We start from the raw sequence: 17,601 nt of genomic DNA, 5'->3' as shown, positions 1-17,601 counted from the left end.
CGGGGCGTCAGCCCTTCTCCAGGTACTCCGCGCGCTCCTCGTCGACCAGCACGGCGACCGAGGCGGCCAGCGCCGGATGCCGTTCCAGCTCCGGGTCCTCCGCGATCAGCGCCTGGGCCTCGGCGCGGGCGTCACGGATCAGGTCGGCGTCGCGCAGCAGCGACAGCAGCCGCAGATGCGACCGGCGACCGGACTGGGTCGCGCCCAGCACGTCGCCCTCGCGGCGCTGTTCGAGGTCGAGTTCGGCCAGCTTGAAACCGTCGGTGGTGGAGGCGACCGCGTCGAGACGCTCCCGGGCCGAGGTACCCTCGGCCGCCTCGGTGACCAGCAGGCAGAGACCCGGTGCGGTACCCCGCCCCACCCGGCCGCGGAGCTGGTGCAGCTGGGAGACACCGAACCGGTCGGCGTCCAGCACGATCATCACGGTGGCGTTGGGGACGTTGACGCCGACCTCGACCACCGTGGTGGCGACCAGCACGTCCAGGTCACCGGCGGCGAAGGACCGCATCACCGCGTCCTTCTCGTCGGCCGGCAACCGGCCGTGCAGCACCCCGATCCGCAGCCCGTGCAGCGGTCCTTCGGCGAGCAGCGGCGCCACCTCGGTCACCGCCAGCGGCGGCCGTCGGCCGTTGTCGTCCTCCCGGGGCGGCTCCTCGTCGCTCTGCGGCCCCTCCCCGATGCGGGGACACACCACGTACGCCTGGTGCCCGGCCGCCACCTCCTCGCGCAACCGACGCCAGGCCCGGTCGAGGAAGGCGGGCTTCTCGGCGGCCGGTACCACGTGCGAGGCGATCGGCGAGCGCCCCTGCGGCAGCTGCGACAGGGTGGAGGTCTCCAGGTCGCCGTAGACGGTCATCGCCACCGTGCGCGGGATCGGGGTCGCCGTCATCACCAGCACATGCGGCGGCTGGTCGGCCTTGGACCGCAGCGCGTCACGCTGCTCGACGCCGAAGCGGTGCTGCTCGTCAACCACCACGAGGCCGAGGTCGGCGAAGTCCACCCCCTCGTAGAGCAGGGCGTGGGTGCCGAGGACGATCCCGGCCCGGCCCTCGGCGACCTCCGCCAGGGCCCTTCGCCGGGCGGCCGCCCCGAGCGAGCCGGTGACCAGCTCCACCCGGGTCGCGTCGTCGGCCGCGCCCAGCTCACCCGCCTGCGCGAGCGGGCCGAGCAGCTCCAGCATCCCCCGGTGGTGCTGGGCGGCGAGCACCTCGGTCGGGGCGAGCAGCGCCGCCTGCCCGCCGGCGTCGACCACCTGGAGCATGGCCCGCAACGCCACCATGGTCTTGCCGGAGCCGACCTCGCCCTGCAGCAGCCGGTGCATCGGGTGCGGGGTGGCCAGGTCGGCGGCGATCTCGACGCCGACGTCCCGCTGGCCGGTGGTCAACTCGTACGGCAGCCGGGCGTCGAACGCGTCGAGCAGCCCACCGGCCTTCGGGGGGCGGGGCTTCGCCGGCCAGGACGCCGCCCGCACCTTGCGCTGCACCAGGGTGAGCTGCACGGCGAACGCCTCGTCCCACTTGAGCCGACGCCGGGCCCGGTACAGCGCCTCCTTGCTGGACGGGCGGTGGATCTCCCGCAGCGCGGAGCCGATGCCGACCAGGTTGCGGCTGGAGCGCACGGCGACCGGCAGCGGGTCGTCCGGCGGGGTGAAGGTGTCCAGCACCACCCGGACGCAGCGGGCGATGACCCAGGTCGGCACCGCCGCGGCGGCCGGGTAGACCGGAATCAGCGCGCCGGCGAACTCCTCCACCTCCTCGCTGGCCGCCGCCTCGCCGTCGCCGCCCTCGCCGAGCAGGACGTACTCCGGGCCGTTGAGCTGCCGCTTGCCCCGGAACTCGGTGACCTTGCCGGCGAACAGGCCCCAGCGCCCGGGGCGCAGCTCCCGCTCCCGCCAGGCCTGGTTGCCGAAGAAGGTGCACGTCAACACACCGCCGGAGCCGTCGCCGACGGTCACCTCCAGCAGGTTGCCCCGGCGCTGCCGCATCGGCCGCACGGCGGTGCGCTGCACCTGGGCCAGCACGGTGACCTGCTCGCCCACGTCGAGCGAGCGGATGTCGGTGTGCTCGCCGCGCTCGTCGTACCGGCGGGGGAAGTGGTAGACCAGGTCACCGGCGGTGTGCAGGTCGAGGTGGCCGGCCAGGGCCTTGGCCGTACGCTCCCCGACCAGCTTCCTCAGCGGCGTGTCCACCGTCGACGGCTCGCTCGTCATTCGACCCCCACCAGCAGCGGATAGTGCGGCTGCCCGCCCGGGTACGCCTGCACCTCGACGAAGGGCCAGCGCCGGGCGACGTGGGCGCGGACCGCCTCGGCGAGGCCGTCCGGGGCGTCCTCGCCGGTGAGCAGCGTGACCAGTTCGCCACCGCCGCCGAGCATCCGGTCGACCACGGCGACGCAGGTGTCGACGAGGTCGGCGCCGATCAGGTGCACCTCCCCCTCGACCAGGGCGAGCACGTCACCGGGGCGGCACGGGCCGGCGACGGTCAGCGCCTCCCGGCTGGCCCGGCAGACCTCGGCGTACCGGCAGGCGCCGGAGGCCTCGGCCATCGCGATGACGTCGTCCTCGAAGCGCCGCTTCGGGTCGCGGACGGCGAGCGCGGCGAGCGCCTGCACCGGCGAGCGGGTCGGCACGACACTGACCTTGACGCCGAGGGCGTGCGCCTCCTTCGCGGCGGCGCTCGCCACGGCCTGCGTGTTGGGGTCGTTGGGCAGCACCACCACCCGGGCCGCGGAGGTGGCCCGGACGGCATCCAGCAACTCCCTGGTGGACGGGTTGCCCGGCACCACCGTCGCGCCCTCGCCGGCGAAGAGTTCCGCGATGCCCACGCCGGCCGCGACCACCACGGCCGCCCGGCCGTCGGTGGCGGGCCCGGGGCGCGGGGCCGGCGGGTTCTGGTCGGCGAAGCGGGTCACCGAGATCCGGTACGGCCGGCCGGCGACCACCCCGGCCTCGATCGCCGCGCCGACGTCGTTGACGTGCACGTGCACGTTCCAGGTGGCCTGCGGCTCGCCCCCGTCGCCGACGACCACGAGGGAGTCCCCCAGCGTGTCCAGGGTGTCCCGCATCCTCGACACCGCCCGGTCGTCGGCGTCGAGGAGGAACTGCACCTCGTAGGCGTACTCCTCGGAGCCGGTCTCGCGGACGGCTGTGAGCGGCGGGCGGACCGCGCGGGCCACCGGCGCCGGCCGGGGTGGGCTCTCCCCGGTGACCACCTCGACCAGCGCGTCGAGCAGCAGGCAGAGCCCCCGCCCGCCGGCGTCGACGACCCCGGCCCGGGCCAGCGCGGGCAGTTGCTCGGGGGTGCGGGCCAGGGCGCGCGCCGCCTCCCCGGCCGCCGCCCGCACCACCGTGCGCAGGTCGTCGGTGTCGGCCTGCTCGGCGGCGGTCGCGGCGGCGGCGACCACGCTGAGCAGGGTGCCCTCCACCGGCCGGGCGACGGCCGCGTACGCCGCGTCGGCGGCGTGGCGCAGCGCGCGGGCCAGCTCACGGCCGCCGACTCGCGACACGTCGGCGAGCGCGTCGGCGAAGCCGCGCAGGATCTGCGACAGGATCACCCCGGAGTTGCCCCGCGCGCCGAGCAGCGCCCCACGGGCCATCAGCCGCAGCGCGTGACCGTGCGGGGTGTGCCCGTCCTCCGGCAGGGTGTCCAGGTCCATCGCGAGGGCCTGCTGGGCCGAGGTGAGGGTGAGCACCATGTTGGTGCCGGTGTCACCGTCGGGGACGGGGTAGACGTTCAGCTCGTCGATCTCGCTCTGGTGGTGCCGGAGCGAGATGAGCCCACCCGCGCACCAGCGGCGCACCGCGGCGGCGTCGAGGGTGTCCAGCACGGCCAGAAGCCTACTGTCGCGCACCGACACGCGCCCGGGTCGGCCGTCCTCACCCGGCGTGTCCGAGGTCCCGTCCGGCGTGGCCCGGCGGGGTGGCGCGGGCCGGCACGCCGGACGTCCGGGCCGGACACCCGGTCGCGCCCCGGGGAGCCGACCGACGGTAGCCTGTGCGGCGTTACTTGAGTCGGTCCCCACCACGACGGCCTGGTCGCCACCGGGCGGTGACCGCTGTCACGCCGACGCCTGCAGACCGGGCCGGTTGGTCCGGGGTGGGTGTGATCCTGTAACCTGGCCAGGTTGCCCGGGCAGCGCCTGCCGGCGACCTCATGAACGTTTCAATCCCAGGAGTATCCCGTGGCTAGCGTGTGCGACGTCTGTGGCAAGGGACCGGGCTTCGGCCACAACGTGTCCCACTCGCACCGGCGGACCAACCGCCGCTGGAACCCGAACATCCAGTCGGTGCGTACCCCGGCCGGTGGCGGCAACACCAAGAAGATGCAGGTCTGCACCTCGTGCATCAAGGCCGGCAAGGTCACCCGCGCCTGACCCGGTAGCGCCTCCAGCTCGAATATTCGCCAGCACCGGCGGGCCGTCACGGTCCGCCGGTGCTGTCGTGTCCGGGTACGCCCGCACCAACCGGCCCTGCCTCTGACAGATCGGCGACGTGGCTCTCGACCGGTCCCGGTCAGCCGACTAGCGTCTGCCCCGCCGGCCCCGCAGGGCGCGTCCGCACCGGCCTGCCTGCCCGCACCCCCGGGAGGACGACCGTGCACCTGGACCTCGACCCAGACGAGATCATCTTCTTCGGGTCCTCCGTCGGCATCCTGCGCTGGCTCGACGAGCAGCTCCCGCCGTCCAGCGTGGTTCTCGTCGAGGAACCGGACGTGATCCGGCGGCGGGGCGTGGACCGGCTCGTGGCCGGGTTGCCCGTCATCTCCCGGACGGTGGCCGTCGAGTACCAGACCGGGCTCGACGTCGACACGCTGCTCGCCCGCGAGCCGGGCCTGGCCGCCGCCCGGCTGGTCGTGCCCGGCACCGAGTACGCCGTGACCGCCGCGGCCCGACTCGCCGACCGGCTCGGCCTGCCCGGCGCCGGCCCACCGGCCGCCGAGGTCTTCACCGACAAGCACCGGATGCGGCGGGCCGCCGCGGCGGCGGGACTGGCGAATCCCGCCTACACGCTGGTCACCGGCCCGCAGGAGGCGGCGGTGTTCGCCGAGCGTTTCGGCGGGCGGTGCGTGCTCAAGCCGACCCGCCGCGCGGGCAGCCTGGGCGTGCAGCTGATCACCGACCGGGAGCAGATCGTCCCCGCCTGGGCGGCGACGGCCGCCCCGGCGGAGTCGCCGGAGGCCACCGACCGGGGCCTGCCCAGCGAGGTGCTGGTCGAGCAGACCCTCGTCGGCCCGGAGTACAGCGTCGAACTGCTGGTGGCCGACGGCGAGGTGCTCTTCGCCAACGTCACCGACAAGCGGGTCCTGCCCGGGCGCCGCCCGGTCGAGACCGGGCACACCGTGCCCTCCGCGCTGCCCCCGGCGCGGCAGGCGGAACTGGTGGCGGTGACCACCCGGCTCGCCGTGGCGGCCGGTTTCGGAACCGGGGTGCTGCACAGCGAATGGATCGTCGCCGACGGGACGCCGACCCTGGTGGAGTGCGCCGCCCGACTCCCCGGGGACATGATCACCGCGCTGGTCGCGGCCGCGTACGAGTGCGCGTTCATCGGCGCGTACCTGGACGTGCTGCGCGGCGGGCGCCCCGCGCTGCCGGCCCGGGCCTCCGGCGCGGCGGCGGTGGAGTTCCTGCTCGCCCCGCCCGGGACGGTGACCGCGGTGGACGGGGTACGCGACGCGCTGCGCGCCCCCGGGGTGCTCTCCGTCGAGCTGGACGTGCGGGTCGGCGACACCGTCGGCGAGCTGGTCTCCTCCACCCGGCGCAGCGGTCACGTGCTCACCTGGGGCGCCGACCCGGCCGAGGCGACGCGGGCCGCCCGGCACGCCGCCGGACTGGTCCGGATCAGCGTCGGCTGAGCCGCTCCCGCCGCCGTGACGGTCGAGCCGGGCTCCGCCGGCGGACGGTCAGAGGACCCGGCCGAAGGAGAGACAGCCCGGCTCGTCGGCGTAGAAGCCGAAGTTGGGGATCGACTCGTACCCGGCCGAGGTGTACATGGCGATCGCCTCGGGCTGCCGATCGCCGCACTCCAGGATGATCCGCTTGCGGCCGTGGTCCCGGGCGGACCGCTCGACCGCGGCCAGCACCGCGCGGGCCACACCCCGCCCCCGGGCCGCCGGGGCGGTGAACATCCGCTTCAGCTCGGCCGTGTCGTCGTCGTGGCTGCGCCAGCCACCGCACCCGACCGGCTCGCCGTCCAGGTGGGCGACGAGGAACGCGCCGTGCGGCGGGACGAACTCGGCGGCGTCGACCGGGGTCTCGTCGCCGCTGCCGCCGTACCGCCGGCCGAGGTCGGCCAGGGCCGCGCGGATCAGCGCCTGCGCCACCGGCGAGTCGAAGGCCGACGCGTGGATCTCGATCTCACTCACCGGTAAAGGGTACGACCGGGACGGGCCGTTACCGGAAGTGGTCCCAGCCGGCCGGGCCGTCGTACGCGGCCCCGTCGACCGTCACCCCCTCGCCCTCGACCACCCGGCCGATCGGCCGCCACTCCGCGGGCAGGGCCGCCGACCGGGGGAACGTCGCCGCCAGCGCGTGGTCGTCGCCACCGGCGAGGATCCACGAGTACGGGTCGACGCCGAGCGCCTGCGCGGCGTCGCGCATCTGCCGGGGCACCTCGAAGGCGTCCCGGTGCACGTCGACACCGACCCCGCTGGCCTTCGCCACATGACCGAGATCGGCCAGCAGCCCGTCCGAGATGTCGATCATGGCGGTGGCGCCGAGCCGGGCGGCGTGCGGCCCGGCCGCGTACGGCACCTCCGGCCGCCGGTACGCCTCGACCAGCAGCCGGGGCGTGCGGAACCCCCGCGAGAGCACGGTCAGCCCCGCAGCCGCCCAGCCGGTCCGCCCGGCCAGCGCGACCACGTCCCCCGGCCGGGCGCCGGAGCGGACCACCGGGGCGCGCCCGCCGAGGTCCCCCAGCGCGGTGACGGCGATGGTCAGGGTGGGGCTGGCGGACATGTCCCCACCGACCACGCTCGCCCCCACCGTGGCCGCCTCCGCGCCGAGCCCGTCGGCCAGCCCTTCGGCCCAGGCGGTGTCCAGGTCCGCCGGCAGGCAGAGGGCCACCAGCAGCGCGGTGGGGGTGGCCCCCATCGCGGCGATGTCGGCCAGGTTCGCCGCCGCCGCCCGGTGCCCGACGTCGGCCGCGCCGGACCAGTCCCGGCGGAAGTGCCTCCCCTCGACCAGCACGTCGGTCGAGGCCACCACCCGCCGGTCCGGCGCCGCGACCACCGCCCCGTCGTCGCCCGGACCGAGCAGGCAGCTCCCGCCGTGCGTCAGGCGGGCCGTCACCCGGTCGATCAGTCCGAACTCGCCCACACCCGCGACTGTCATCCCGTCCCCTCGTCGCGCTCACTCATGCCCCGACCCTGCCGTCCCGCCACCACGTGCGCTCGCTCACCGCGTCCAGGCGGCCACCGATAGGGATCACGCCTGCTCCGTAAGGTAGTTTCACCCTTCGGGCCGCCCACGGGCGGCGACGGACGGAGGTCGAGTCGTGGTACAGGCGTACATCCTCATCCAGACGGAGGTCGGCCGGGCGCGTGACGTGGCCGGTCTGATCGCGGACCTTGCCGGCGTGGTCCGGGTCGACGCCGTCACCGGGCCGTACGACGTGGTGGTGCTCACCGAGGCGAACACCGTCGACGAGCTCGGCAAACTGATCGTCAGCAAGGTGCAGATGGTGCCCGGCATCACCCGCACCCTCACGTGTTCGGTGGTGCGCCTGTAAGTGGACGAGATGACTTCCACCTCCGCTCCCGAGGTCGACCAGCGGCCCACGAAGGGCGCCGGCCGAGCCAAGGATCCGGCGACCCGTAAGGCCGCGCTGATCGCCACCCTGGTCGCGGTGCCGGTGACCGTGGTGGTCGCCGGGATCACGTTCGCCAGGCTGGCGCCGGACACCCCGGCCGCCGCGCCCAGCCCGACCGCGACGACCGCGCGGGCGCAGGCCACGACCCCGGTCGAGATGGCCGCCCCGGCGCTCGACGCCCGCCCGGCCGTCGTCTGCCGGGCGCTGGTGTCGCAGCTGCCCGACTCCGTGCGCGAGCTGAGGCAGCGGCCGGTCACCGCCGGGCCGGAGCAGAACGCCGCCTACGGCGACCCGGCGCTGACCGTGACCTGCGGCGGCGCCGAGCCGACCGTGGACGCGACCGCCGACGTCTGGACGGTCAACAAGGTCTGCTGGTACGCGGAGCAGAAGTCCGACGCCACGGTGCTCACCACCGTCGACCGGGAGACCGCCGTGACGGTCACCGTGCCGTTGTCGTACGAGCAGCCGTTGCAGTGGGTCACCCCGATCTCCGACACGATCGTCGCCTCGGTGCCGTCGGACGGCGCGGCCCCGGCCGGCTGCCGAGCCTGACTCTCTCCGGCCCGGTAGCCGACGAGCACCAGCGCACCAGCGCGAGTCACCCCGCCCCCGCAGCACGCCGCCGCGGGGGCGCGCTCGTCTGCCGGCCCGGCCACGCGTCGGTCTGTGGTGCCCGCAATTTCCCGGAAAGAGTGGCCATCCAGCTCGGAATGACCACTCTTTTCGGGAAATTGTGCAGATCTTGAACGCGGGGCGCGGGGTGGGGCGGGGCGGGGCGGGGCGGGGCGGGGCGGGGGCGGGTGGTGGGGCGGGGTGGGTCAGCGGGGGCCGGTGTCGCGGTGCAGGGCGGTGCGGATCAGGCGATTGACCAGCTTCGGGTACTCCAGGCCGGAGGCCGCCCACATCCGGGGGAACATCGAGGTCGGGGTGAAGCCCGGCATCGTGTTGATCTCGTTGAGGTAGACGTCCAGCTCGGGTGTGACGAAGAAGTCGACCCGGGCCAGCCCCGAGCAGTCCAGCGCGGTGAAGGCCCGGGTGGCGTACTCCTGCACCCGGCGGGTGACCTGCTCGGGCAGGGTGGCGGGGATGTCGTACTCGCAGGAGTCGTCGATGTACTTGGCCTCGAAGTCGTACCAGTCGTGGCCGGCGACGACCCGGACCTCGGCCAGCACGGACGCCTCGGGGGCGCCGCCGGCCTCACCCTCCAGCACGCCGCACTCGATCTCCCGGCCGACGATCGCGCCCTCCACCAGCACCTTGGTGTCGATCTCCCGGGCTGCTGCGACCGCCGCGTCGAGCTGGGCCCAGTCGTCGACCTTGGTGATGCCGAAGGACGAGCCGGCCCGGGACGGCTTGACGAAGACCGGCAGGCCGAGTCGCTCCCTGTCCTCCTCGCTGAGCGTCATGCCGTTGCGCAGCACCGCGTACGGCCCGACCGGGATGCCCTCGACGGCGCAGAGCTTCTTGGTGAACTCCTTGTCCATCGCGGCGGCGGAGGCGAAGACGTTCGCCCCGACGTACGGGATGTCGGCCATCTCCAGCATGCCCTGAATGGTGCCGTCCTCGCCGTACGCGCCGTGCAGCACCGGGAAGACCACGTCGACGTCGGCCAGCGCGCGCGGGCCCTCGGCCGGGTCGAGCACCATCAGGCCGCCGGCGGTCGGGTCGGCACGCAGGACCAGCTCGGCGCCGGAGCCGGCGGTGATCTCCGGCAGCTTCCGGTCGGCGATGGCGAGCTGGCTCGGGTCACCGCTGGCCAGCACCCACTGCCCCTGGCGGGTGATGCCCACCGGCACCACCTCGAACTCGTCCGGGTCCAGCGCGGCGAGGACGCTGCCGGCACTGACGCAGGAGATGCCGTGCTCGGGGCTGCGTCCGCCGAAGACGATCGCCACGCGGGTCTTGCCTGGGGTGGTCACTGGGTCACCTCTCGGTACGCGACTGCGGAGCCGCCTGCGGCGCACTCACCCGGTTGACCCTACTGTGGGTGGCGGCGGGCCGATGGTGATACCCGGGAGGAGCTGAGTCTCCCTCGCAAACGGTCACCCGCACCGACACGGTGCGTGACTCACCTGTCCGGGCTGGTGGGTCGGCCACGGCCGACTGCGATCACCTTCACCCGTTGCCGGCCGGCGCGCACCATCCCCAGGGCCATGAACGCGCCGGCGATCCGGTCGGCTGCCGCCCGACTACCGGCGCCGAGCACCTGGCGACGCCGCTCCGGGCAGGTGCGCTCGTCGCGGACCTCCCCCTCCGCCGGACGGACGTCGGTGAGCACCACGAGGAACCGCGTCATCGCCGCTCGCCGGGACATCCGCTCGACCTCATCCGACGTCTCCCTCCACGGTGGATGGTGGCGCCCCGGGGTGTGGCACGTGGCGATCGGGAACGGGGGAGTAAACCCGATCACCACGCGCCCCATCCCCTCCGGTCGCTCACCATCGCCGTCGCCACGACAACCGTTGGTGAGGACGCCGTCACAGATTGACAGGTGTGCAGGCGTGAATGCAACTCTCATCGACGTTCTCTCATGCGCGCTTTCCCGAAGACATATGCCACCATCAACGTATGGCTCCCAAGACCGCCCGGGCGCGACGGCTGGGCATCGCCCTGCGCACCCACCGGGAGGCGGCCGGCCTCACGCTGGAGGCCGCCGCCGACGAGATCAACAGCACCCGCAGCACGCTCTCCCGCTACGAGAACGCGCAGACGCTGGTCAGCCCCGCCACCGTGCGGGCGCTGCTCAGCGTCTACGGCGTCGGGCCGGACGAGATCGCCGCGGCGGTGCAGCTCGCCAAGGACACCCGGAAACCCGGCTGGTGGGTGCCGTACTCGCACCTGCTGGACAAGCGCACCATCGACTTCATCGCGCTGGAGGCGGAGGCGACCGGAATCGCCAACTTCGAACCCTCGGTGGTGCCGGGGCTGCTCCAGACCGCGGACTACGTCCGGGGCGTGATGCGCGGCGGGCCGCACACCCTCAGCGACGACCATGTCGAGCAGCGGGTGCAGCTACGGCTGGACCGGCAGCAGCGGATCACCGCCGACGACCCGCCCATCTTCGACGCGATCATCGACGAAGGCGCGCTGCTGCGCCCGGTCGGCGACCGCGAGGTGATGCAGGGGCAGCTGCGACACCTGCTCAAGATGGGCGAGCTGCCGAACGTGACCGTCCAGGTCATCCCCCTGGCGGCGGGTTACCACCGGGGCACCCGCGGCTCGCTGCACATCCTGGAGTTCGCCGACCCGGAGGACCCACTCATCGCGTCGGTGGAGACGGTCGCCGGTCAGATGGTCCTCGACCGCCCGGGTGACCTGCGTACCTGCACCAAGATCATGGAACACCTGCGGACCGTCGCGCTCAGCCCGGCGGACAGCCGCGACCAGCTCGTGCAACTGTTGAAGGGACGGTAGAAGATGACACCGACGATCAGCGCGACACTGGCCACGGCCGCGTGGCGCAAGAGCAGCCACAGCGGCGACGAGGGGGCCTGCGTCGAGCTGGCCGCCGTGCCGGACGTGGTGGCCGTCCGCGACTCCAAGGACCCCGCCGGCCCGGTCCTGCTCTTCCCCCCGGCCGCCTGGGCCGCCTTCGCCGCCGCCCCGCCCCGCCGCTGACCCACCCGGCGCGACCACCGGGTCGACCAGGGTTCGCGTCCCCGGAAGGCCCGGTCCGGGGCGCGAACCGCCTGGTCAACCCGGCGTGACGGGCAGGGGGGCCGGGGTGCGGGTGGCGGGTCGGAGGGCGGTCAGCGCGGCGATGGCGACGCCGCGGGCGCCGGCCATGTCACGGTCGGGGACCAGGGCGAAGGTCGCGACCGCGGCCTGCTCCGCGCGGAGCACCGTGTGCTCGCGTACGGTCGCCAGGAACCAGTCCCGGAACTCCGGCGCCGCCTCCACCACGCCACCGCCCACGAAGTACGCGTGCGGGTCGGTGACGTTTGCCGCGATCGTGAAGAGCCGGCCGAGCGCGGCCGCCTGCTGGGCGAAGACCTCCCGGGCCAAGCCGTCACCCCGCTCGGCGTACCCCCGCAGCAGCCTCGCGGCCCGGTCGGCCGGCTCCGCCGCGAGCGGGTGCCCCGGATACCGGGTCAGCCAGTACGGCAGCAGGTTGCGCCGGATCGCGGTCAGCGAGGCGACGCTCTCCGCGTCCCCGACGAACCCGCAGGCGCAGGTCGGGACCGGCTGGTCCGGGGCGAGCAGCCCGGTCAGCGGAATGTGCACGTGCCCGAACTCGCCGGCCATCCCCGCCGCCCCGGTGAGCACCCGGCCGTCCACCACCACTCCCCCGCCCAGCCCGGTGCCGACGATCGCCGACACCGAGGAACGGGCCGTAGCGTCGGCTCCGAAGTGGACGTGGTGGGCGTAGAGCGCCGCCGCGTTGCCGTCGTTGTGGTACACCACCGGCAGGCCCAACCGCCGCTGCAGCGCGCCCCGCACGTCGAACCCGTGCCAGGCGGGCTGGGCGAAGTTCGTCGACCCGCGCGACGAGATCACCCCGTCGGCGCTGGCCGGCCCCGGTGTGTCCAGCCCCACCGCCCGCACCGACGCGCGCGGTACGCCGGTGTGGGCGAGCACCCCGTCCAGCGCGCGGGCCATCGCCTCGATCGCCGCCTCCGGGCCGGCCCCCACCTCGCTGGGGATCTCCAGCAGCCCGTCGACCAGGAACCGCCCGTCGACGGTGAGCACGGTGGCGTTGTTGCTGGTGCCACCGTTGTCGATGCCGACCACCACCGGCACGTCCGCGCTGTCCATCTCCGGTCGCCTCCCCGCCCGAGCCTGATGCGAGGCTAGTTCCCGCGCCCGGCCCCCGCCACGCCCGAACGACCCGAACCGACCGCAGCGCCACCGGGGCACGACGGCGGCGGCGGTCAGCCGGGCCGGCGGGCGGTGACGGCGGTGGCGTCCCACTCCGGTTCACGGAGCACACGCGGCGCCAGGCCCAGCCCGGTCAGCACGACGCAGAGGGCGTCGGCCTGGCCGTCACTCACCTCGACCACCAGGTGACCGCCGGGGGCCAGCCAGTCCACCGCCCCGGCCGCCACCCGGCGCAGCACGGCCAGCCCGTCGGCCCCACCGTCGAGCGCCACCGGAGCCTCGTGCAGCCGCGCCTCGGCCGGCATCAGCGCCACCGCCTCCGTCGGGACGTACGGGGCGTTGGCCACCACCAGGTCGAGCCGGCCCCGCCAGGCGGGGGGCAACGGGTCGTACAGGTCGCCCTGGAGGACGGGGACGTCACGGCCGGCGAGGTTGCGACGGGCGCAGGCCACCGCGGTCGGGTCCAGGTCGACGGCGACCAGCCAGCGCGGGGTGAGCCGCGCGGCGAGCGCGAGGGTGGTCGCGCCCGACCCGCAGCAGAGGTCAGCCACCGCGGGCGCCGGCCCGGCGACCGACACGGCGGCCTCCACCAACAGGGCGGTACGCGCGCGGGGCACGAAGACGCCGGGCACGACGGCGACCCGCAGCCCGCAGAACTCGGCCCAGCCGAGGACGTACTCCAGCGGTTCGCCGCCGACCCGGCGGTCGACCAGCGCGGCCAGCGCGTCGGACGAGTCGACGGCGGCGACGAGCAGGTCCGCCTCGTCCTCGGCGTAGACGCAGCCGGCGGCACGCAGCCGCGAGACGAGGGCGGAACGGTCAGGGTGCAACGGTGCCATGGGATGCCTCTCGGGAACGCTCGTCGGCGCTCCCGCCGTCGCCTACTCCGGCGACGGGGACTCGGAGGAGAGCGCCGGTCCTCGGTACTGGTGGATCGGACTCACCTCCTCCGGTCGGGACCCCTGCGGGTCGCCGATCACGATAGCGGACCGGCCGGCCCCGCGGCGTCCAACGCGGCGCCGATGTCGGCCACCAGGTCGGCGGTGTCCTCCACCCCGCAGGAGAGCCGGACGAAACCCGGGGCGGTGTCGTCGCCCCACTGCGCCCGCCGGTCGGCGGTGGTGTGCAGGCCACCGAACGAGGTGGCGGCGGCGACCAGCCGGGACGCCTCGACGAACCGGGCGACCCGCGCGGCGTCACCGAGGTCGAAGCAGAGCACCCCGGGCATCCGCCGCATCTGCGCCGACGCCACCGGGTACGCCGGGTCCTCCGGCCGCCCGGGCCAGCGCAGCCCGGTCACGTCGGCGCGCCCGGCGAGCAGCTCGACGACGGCCGCCGCGTTGGCCGACTGCCGGGCCAGCCGCAGGTCCAGCGTGGCCAGCGACCGGTGGGCGAGCCAGGCGTCGAACGCCCCGGGCACCGCACCGGTGGTGGTACGCCAACCGGTCAGCGTCTCCAGCAGCTCCGCCGAGCGGGCCGCGACGTAGCCCAGCAGCAGGTCGGAGTGCCCGGTCAGGGCCTTGGTGCCGGAGGCGACGACCAGGTCGGCGCCGAGGTCCAGCGGACGCTGCCCGAGCGGGGTGGCGGTGGTGTTGTCGACCACGACCAGCGTGCCGGCGGCGTGCGCCTCGGCGGTGAGCGCGGCGACATCGGCCACGTCCAGCCCCGGGTTGGCCGGGGTCTCCAGCATCAGCAGCCGGACGCCGTCGAACGACGGGTACGGCCCGGCGGTCGGCACGAACCCGACGGAGACCCCGATGCCCTCCAGCGTGGCGGTGGCGAAGGCACGGACCGGGAAGTACCCGTCGGCGGGGAGCAGCACCCGGTCCCCGGGGCGCAGCAGGGCCAGCAGCAGCCCGGTGATGGCCGCCTGCCCACTGGCGAAGACCCGGCACTCGCCCCCCTCCAGCTCGCCGATGGCCGCCTCCAGCAGCCGGCGGGTGGGGTTGTCCGGCCGGCCGTAGCCGTTCGGGCTCGCCGCCGGCCCCTGCCACGGGTCGAGGTGGTACGGCGCGGCGAAGACCGGCCCGGGCAGGAACGCATCGCCCGGGGCCGGCTCGGGCAGGCCGGCGTGCACGCACCGGGTGCCGTCGTGCCAATCTCTCGCGCTCACGGTGCCACCTCAGTTCGCGACTGCGGGGCTCGCAACACCGGCTCACTCCTCGCGCTCACCGCTGTCACCTCAGTTCGCGACTGCGGGGCTCGCAGACCCGGCTCACTCCTCGCGCTCACTCGTACGACTCCGGCTTGGCGGTACGGCTCATCAGGGCGTCCACGGCGAGTCTCGGGTCCATTCCCTCGTGGCAGATCCGTTCGATCTGCTCGGTGATCGGCATCTCCACCCCGTGCGCCCGGGCCAGGTCCCGGATGGCGAGGCAGCTCTTCACGCCCTCGGCGGTCTGCCGGGTGGCCGCCTGCGCCTGCTCCAGGGTCTCCCCCCGGCCCAGGTGCTCACCGAAGGTGCGGTTGCGGGCCAGCGGCGACGAGCAGGAGGCGACCAGGTCGCCCATGCCGGCCAGGCCGGCGAAGGTGATCGGGTCGGCGCCGAGCGCCACGCCCAACCGGGCGGTCTCGGCGAGCCCACGGGTCATCAGCATCGCCCGGGTGTTGTCGCCGAAGCCCATCGCGGTCGCGATCCCGTACGCCAGGGCGATCACGTTCTTGACCGCGCCGCCCAGCTCGCAGCCGATCACGTCGTCGTTGGTGTACGGCCGGAAGTACGGGGTGCGGATCGAGCGTTGCACCAGCTCGGCCCGGCGGGCGTCGGTGCCGGCGACCACGGTCGCGGCCGGCTGCTCGGCGGCGATCTCGGGGGCCAGGTTGGGGCCGGAGACCACCACCACCCGGTCCGGGGTGACCCGGGCGGTCTCGACGATCACCTCGCTCATCCGCTTGGTGGTGCCCAGCTCGATCCCCTTCATCAGGGAGACCAGGGTCGAGTCGGGGGCGAGGTGCGGGGCCCAGTCGGCGAGGTTGCCGCGCAGCGTCTGCGACGGCACCGACAGCACCACCACCTCGGCGCCGGCGATCGCCTTGGCGGCGTCGCCGGTCGCGGTGACCCGCTCGGGCAGCCGCGTGCCGGTCAGGTAGTCCGGGTTGTGCCGGTGGGTGCGGATCGCCTCGGCGACCGACTCCCGACGCGCCCAGATCGTCACGTCCCGACCGGCGTCGGCGAGGATCTTCGCGAAGGCGGTCCCCCAGGAACCCGCCCCCAGCACCGCCACATGGCTCATGCCGTCACCTCGCTGCGCTCGCTCATTCGGTCACCTCGGAAGTACGCGGACGGGCGGGACGTTCCCACAGCGGTGGCGGCGTGCCGCCCCGGATCTCGGCGAGCAGGTCGCGCAGGCTCAGCATGATCTCGTCGGTCATCTCTTCGAGCACCGCCCGGGTCGGCGTCGCGCCCGCCCAGCGGCCCAGGTCCACCGGCGGGCCGGCGACCACGGTCACCGGCGTTCGGGGTCGCAGCCCGAAGCGGGTCGTGCGCGGGTCGAAGAGCTTCTCCGGACCCCACATCGCCACCGGGATCACCGGCGCGCCGGTGGCCAGCGCCAGCCGGGCCGCCCCGGTCTTGCCCTTCATCGGCCACAACTGCGGTTCGCGGGTGATCGTCCCCTCCGGGTAGATCACCACCGCGCCACCGGCGTCCAGCGCGGCGACCAGCTTGTCCAGCGACTTCACCGCGTGGACGGTCTCCCGCTCCACCGGGATCTGCTTGCAGCGGTGCAGGATCCACCCGATGACCGGCACCCGGAAGACGCTGGCCTTGCCGAGGTACTGCGGCCAGCGCCCGGCCTCGTAGATGAAGTGCGCGGAGACCAGCGGATCGGCGTGCGAGAGGTGGTTGGGCACGATGATGATCCCGCCCTCGCGGCGCAACTGCTCGGCGCCGCGCCAGGTGCGCCGGGTCCAGAGCAGCATCACCGGCTTGACCAGCACCACGGCGAATCGTTGCCAGAAGCCCAGCCTGCGCCGTGTCACTCTGCCTCCTCGTCGCCCCGACCCCCGCGGTGTGGCCCCGCAGCGGAAATCATGCCTGCTCGCCCGGGGTACGGCCAGTGAGGGTACCGGCCGGCGACGCTGGCAGGATTGTCGCGTGCAGCCGACCTGGACCGTGGTGGTGCCGGTGAAGCGCCTCGACGCGGCGAAGAGCCGGCTGCGGGGCGCGCTGCCGGCCGTACCCCACGAGGAGCTGGCGCTGGCGTTGGCGGCCGACACGGTCCGCGCGGCGGTGGCCTGCCCGGCGGTGGCCGAGGTCCTGGTGGTCACCGACGACCCGGCGGTGGCGGCCACCGCCGGGGCGGCGGGCGCGCGGGCCGTGCCCGACCGGCCGGACGCCGGGCTCAACGCCGCCTTCCGGCACGGCGCCGAGGTCGCCGGCCGTGGCTGGGTCGCCGGCCTCACCGCGGACCTGCCCGCGTTGCGCCCGGCCGAGCTGGCCGCCGCGCTGCTCGCCGCCGCCACCGACACCCCGGGGGTACGTCGGTTCGTCGCCGACGCGCCGGGCAGCGGCACCGTGCTGCTGGCCGCACCGCCGGGCGTCGCGCTGGAGCCCCGGTTCGGGATCGGCTCGGCGGCGGCGCACGCCGCCGGCGGGGCGCTCCCGCTGCACGGCGACTGGCCCACCCTGCGCCGGGACGTGGACACCGCCGCCGACCTGACCACCGCCGCCCGGCTCGGGCTCGGCCCGCACAGCGCCGCGCTGCTGGCGCCCTGCCCCTGACCACACCGTGTACGGTGCTGGCATGCAGGGCACCGTGGCGAGCTTCGACGCGCAGACCCGCACCGGGGTGCTGCTGCTGGACGACGGCACCGAGCTGGCCTTCCCGGCGCACGCCTTCGACGCCTCCGGGCTGCGGCTGCTCCGCCTCGGGCAGCGGTTAGGGGTGCAGCGGGACCCGGACGGAACGGTCGTCCGGGTGACGTTCCCGACGATGGCCTGACCGACCCGGCCGGAGTTCATTTTCAGTTAACCAAAA

Annotated in this window: 19 protein-coding genes; 8 read left to right on the top strand and 11 right to left on the bottom strand. The window is 74.6% G+C overall.

Going from position 1 to position 17,601, the window contains the following annotated elements:
- Window positions 1–7 precede the first annotated feature (7 nt).
- Entirely contained in the window at window positions 8–2,209 is a 2,202-nt protein-coding gene (gene recG / locus GA0070560_RS16690; protein WP_091298007.1) for an ATP-dependent DNA helicase RecG, read from the bottom strand.
- A complete protein-coding gene (locus tag GA0070560_RS16685) occupies window positions 2,206–3,825 on the bottom strand; it encodes a DAK2 domain-containing protein (RefSeq protein ID WP_091298240.1) in 1,620 nt (539 codons plus the stop codon). The genes recG and GA0070560_RS16685 overlap by 4 nt, the downstream gene beginning before the upstream one ends.
- A gap of 354 nt (window positions 3,826–4,179) precedes the next feature.
- Here GA0070560_RS16685 and rpmB point away from each other — a divergent pair, with 354 nt between their 5' ends.
- Both rpmB and GA0070560_RS16675 read left to right on the top strand, forming a co-directional pair.
- Entirely contained in the window at window positions 4,180–4,371 is a 192-nt protein-coding gene (gene rpmB / locus GA0070560_RS16680; protein WP_088963534.1) for a 50S ribosomal protein L28, read from the top strand.
- A gap of 221 nt (window positions 4,372–4,592) precedes the next feature.
- Window positions 4,593–5,849 (top strand): ATP-grasp domain-containing protein, encoded by a 1,257-nt coding sequence (locus GA0070560_RS16675; protein ID WP_091298003.1) that lies wholly within the window; start codon window positions 4,593–4,595, stop codon window positions 5,847–5,849.
- A gap of 48 nt (window positions 5,850–5,897) precedes the next feature.
- Here the strand turns inward: GA0070560_RS16675 and GA0070560_RS16670 are convergent, their stop codons facing one another.
- On the bottom strand, window positions 5,898–6,359 hold the full coding sequence (locus GA0070560_RS16670) for a GNAT family N-acetyltransferase (protein ID WP_091298000.1): 462 nt from the start codon (window positions 6,357–6,359) through the stop codon (window positions 5,898–5,900).
- Between the two features lie 28 nt (window positions 6,360–6,387).
- Window positions 6,388–7,326 carry a thiamine-phosphate kinase gene (locus GA0070560_RS16665; protein WP_091297996.1) on the bottom strand — a complete coding sequence of 313 codons (939 nt, stop codon included), beginning with the start codon at window positions 7,324–7,326 and terminating at the stop codon, window positions 6,388–6,390.
- A gap of 163 nt (window positions 7,327–7,489) precedes the next feature.
- On the opposite strand from GA0070560_RS16665, the gene GA0070560_RS16660 reads away from it, so the two are divergent.
- Complete coding sequence (locus GA0070560_RS16660) at window positions 7,490–7,723, top strand: Lrp/AsnC ligand binding domain-containing protein (RefSeq protein WP_013284547.1); 234 nt, start codon at window positions 7,490–7,492, stop codon at window positions 7,721–7,723.
- 9 nt (window positions 7,724–7,732) lie between these two features.
- Window positions 7,733–8,356, top strand: coding sequence for a DUF3515 family protein (locus tag GA0070560_RS16655; RefSeq protein WP_091298235.1), 624 nt, complete (start codon window positions 7,733–7,735; stop codon window positions 8,354–8,356).
- Window positions 8,357–8,622: 266 nt separating this feature from the next.
- On the opposite strand, the gene GA0070560_RS16650 is transcribed toward GA0070560_RS16655, so the two are convergent.
- Both GA0070560_RS16650 and GA0070560_RS16645 read right to left on the bottom strand, forming a co-directional pair.
- Complete coding sequence (locus GA0070560_RS16650) at window positions 8,623–9,723, bottom strand: D-alanine--D-alanine ligase family protein (RefSeq protein ID WP_091297993.1); 1,101 nt, start codon at window positions 9,721–9,723, stop codon at window positions 8,623–8,625.
- Between the two features lie 149 nt (window positions 9,724–9,872).
- Window positions 9,873–10,100 (bottom strand): hypothetical protein, encoded by a 228-nt coding sequence (locus GA0070560_RS16645; protein ID WP_091297990.1) that lies wholly within the window; start codon window positions 10,098–10,100, stop codon window positions 9,873–9,875.
- Between the two features lie 272 nt (window positions 10,101–10,372).
- Between GA0070560_RS16645 and GA0070560_RS16640 the strand changes: the two genes are divergently transcribed.
- Window positions 10,373–11,218, top strand: a complete 846-nt coding sequence (locus tag GA0070560_RS16640) for a helix-turn-helix domain-containing protein (protein WP_091297987.1) — start codon at window positions 10,373–10,375, stop codon at window positions 11,216–11,218.
- Between the two features lie 3 nt (window positions 11,219–11,221).
- Window positions 11,222–11,422: a DUF397 domain-containing protein gene (locus GA0070560_RS16635; RefSeq protein ID WP_091297981.1), complete on the top strand. Its 201-nt coding sequence runs from the start codon at window positions 11,222–11,224 to the stop codon at window positions 11,420–11,422.
- Window positions 11,423–11,497: 75 nt separating this feature from the next.
- Here the strand turns inward: GA0070560_RS16635 and GA0070560_RS16630 are convergent, their stop codons facing one another.
- The 5 genes from GA0070560_RS16630 to GA0070560_RS16610 form a co-directional block, all read right to left on the bottom strand.
- A complete protein-coding gene (locus tag GA0070560_RS16630; RefSeq protein WP_091297976.1) occupies window positions 11,498–12,559 on the bottom strand; it encodes an ROK family protein in 1,062 nt (353 codons plus the stop codon).
- 116 nt (window positions 12,560–12,675) lie between these two features.
- A complete protein-coding gene (locus GA0070560_RS16625) occupies window positions 12,676–13,461 on the bottom strand; it encodes a putative protein N(5)-glutamine methyltransferase (protein ID WP_091297971.1) in 786 nt (261 codons plus the stop codon).
- A gap of 137 nt (window positions 13,462–13,598) precedes the next feature.
- Entirely contained in the window at window positions 13,599–14,735 is a 1,137-nt protein-coding gene (locus GA0070560_RS16620) for a cystathionine gamma-lyase (protein WP_091297967.1), read from the bottom strand.
- Window positions 14,736–14,850: 115 nt separating this feature from the next.
- Window positions 14,851–15,855 (bottom strand): NAD(P)H-dependent glycerol-3-phosphate dehydrogenase, encoded by a 1,005-nt coding sequence (locus GA0070560_RS16615; protein WP_091297964.1) that lies wholly within the window; start codon window positions 15,853–15,855, stop codon window positions 14,851–14,853.
- Between the two features lie 22 nt (window positions 15,856–15,877).
- Complete coding sequence (locus GA0070560_RS16610; RefSeq protein ID WP_091297961.1) at window positions 15,878–16,603, bottom strand: lysophospholipid acyltransferase family protein; 726 nt, start codon at window positions 16,601–16,603, stop codon at window positions 15,878–15,880.
- A 115-nt stretch (window positions 16,604–16,718) separates the two neighbouring features.
- Between GA0070560_RS16610 and cofC the strand changes: the two genes are divergently transcribed.
- Together cofC and GA0070560_RS16600 are read left to right on the top strand one after the other, a co-directional pair.
- Window positions 16,719–17,345 (top strand): 2-phospho-L-lactate guanylyltransferase, encoded by a 627-nt coding sequence (cofC, locus tag GA0070560_RS16605; protein ID WP_091297958.1) that lies wholly within the window; start codon window positions 16,719–16,721, stop codon window positions 17,343–17,345.
- A gap of 22 nt (window positions 17,346–17,367) precedes the next feature.
- Window positions 17,368–17,565, top strand: a complete 198-nt coding sequence (locus GA0070560_RS16600) for a cold-shock protein (protein ID WP_091297953.1) — start codon at window positions 17,368–17,370, stop codon at window positions 17,563–17,565.
- Window positions 17,566–17,601 lie beyond the last annotated feature (36 nt).

This window comes from Micromonospora halophytica, assembly GCF_900090245.1.
GTDB lineage: Bacteria > Actinomycetota > Actinomycetes > Mycobacteriales > Micromonosporaceae > Micromonospora > Micromonospora halophytica.
This window is presented reverse-complemented; position numbering and strand designations above follow the sequence as displayed.

What these genes read in the sequence shown, in the direction of transcription:
- recG (WP_091298007.1), bottom strand. Translation starts at nt 2,209, where the DNA reads ATGACGAGCGAGCCGTCGACGGTGGACACGCCGCTGAGGAAGCTGGTC.
- GA0070560_RS16665 (WP_091297996.1), bottom strand. Translation starts at nt 7,326, where the DNA reads ATGACAGTCGCGGGTGTGGGCGAGTTCGGACTGATCGACCGGGTGACG.
- GA0070560_RS16655 (WP_091298235.1), top strand. Translation starts at nt 7,733, where the DNA reads ATGACTTCCACCTCCGCTCCCGAGGTCGACCAGCGGCCCACGAAGGGC.
- GA0070560_RS16645 (WP_091297990.1), bottom strand. Translation starts at nt 10,100, where the DNA reads ATGACGCGGTTCCTCGTGGTGCTCACCGACGTCCGTCCGGCGGAGGGG.
- GA0070560_RS16640 (WP_091297987.1), top strand. Translation starts at nt 10,373, where the DNA reads ATGGCTCCCAAGACCGCCCGGGCGCGACGGCTGGGCATCGCCCTGCGC.
- GA0070560_RS16635 (WP_091297981.1), top strand. Translation starts at nt 11,222, where the DNA reads ATGACACCGACGATCAGCGCGACACTGGCCACGGCCGCGTGGCGCAAG.
- GA0070560_RS16630 (WP_091297976.1), bottom strand. Translation starts at nt 12,559, where the DNA reads ATGGACAGCGCGGACGTGCCGGTGGTGGTCGGCATCGACAACGGTGGC.
- GA0070560_RS16625 (WP_091297971.1), bottom strand. Translation starts at nt 13,461, where the DNA reads ATGGCACCGTTGCACCCTGACCGTTCCGCCCTCGTCTCGCGGCTGCGT.
- GA0070560_RS16615 (WP_091297964.1), bottom strand. Translation starts at nt 15,855, where the DNA reads ATGAGCCATGTGGCGGTGCTGGGGGCGGGTTCCTGGGGGACCGCCTTC.
- GA0070560_RS16600 (WP_091297953.1), top strand. Translation starts at nt 17,368, where the DNA reads ATGCAGGGCACCGTGGCGAGCTTCGACGCGCAGACCCGCACCGGGGTG.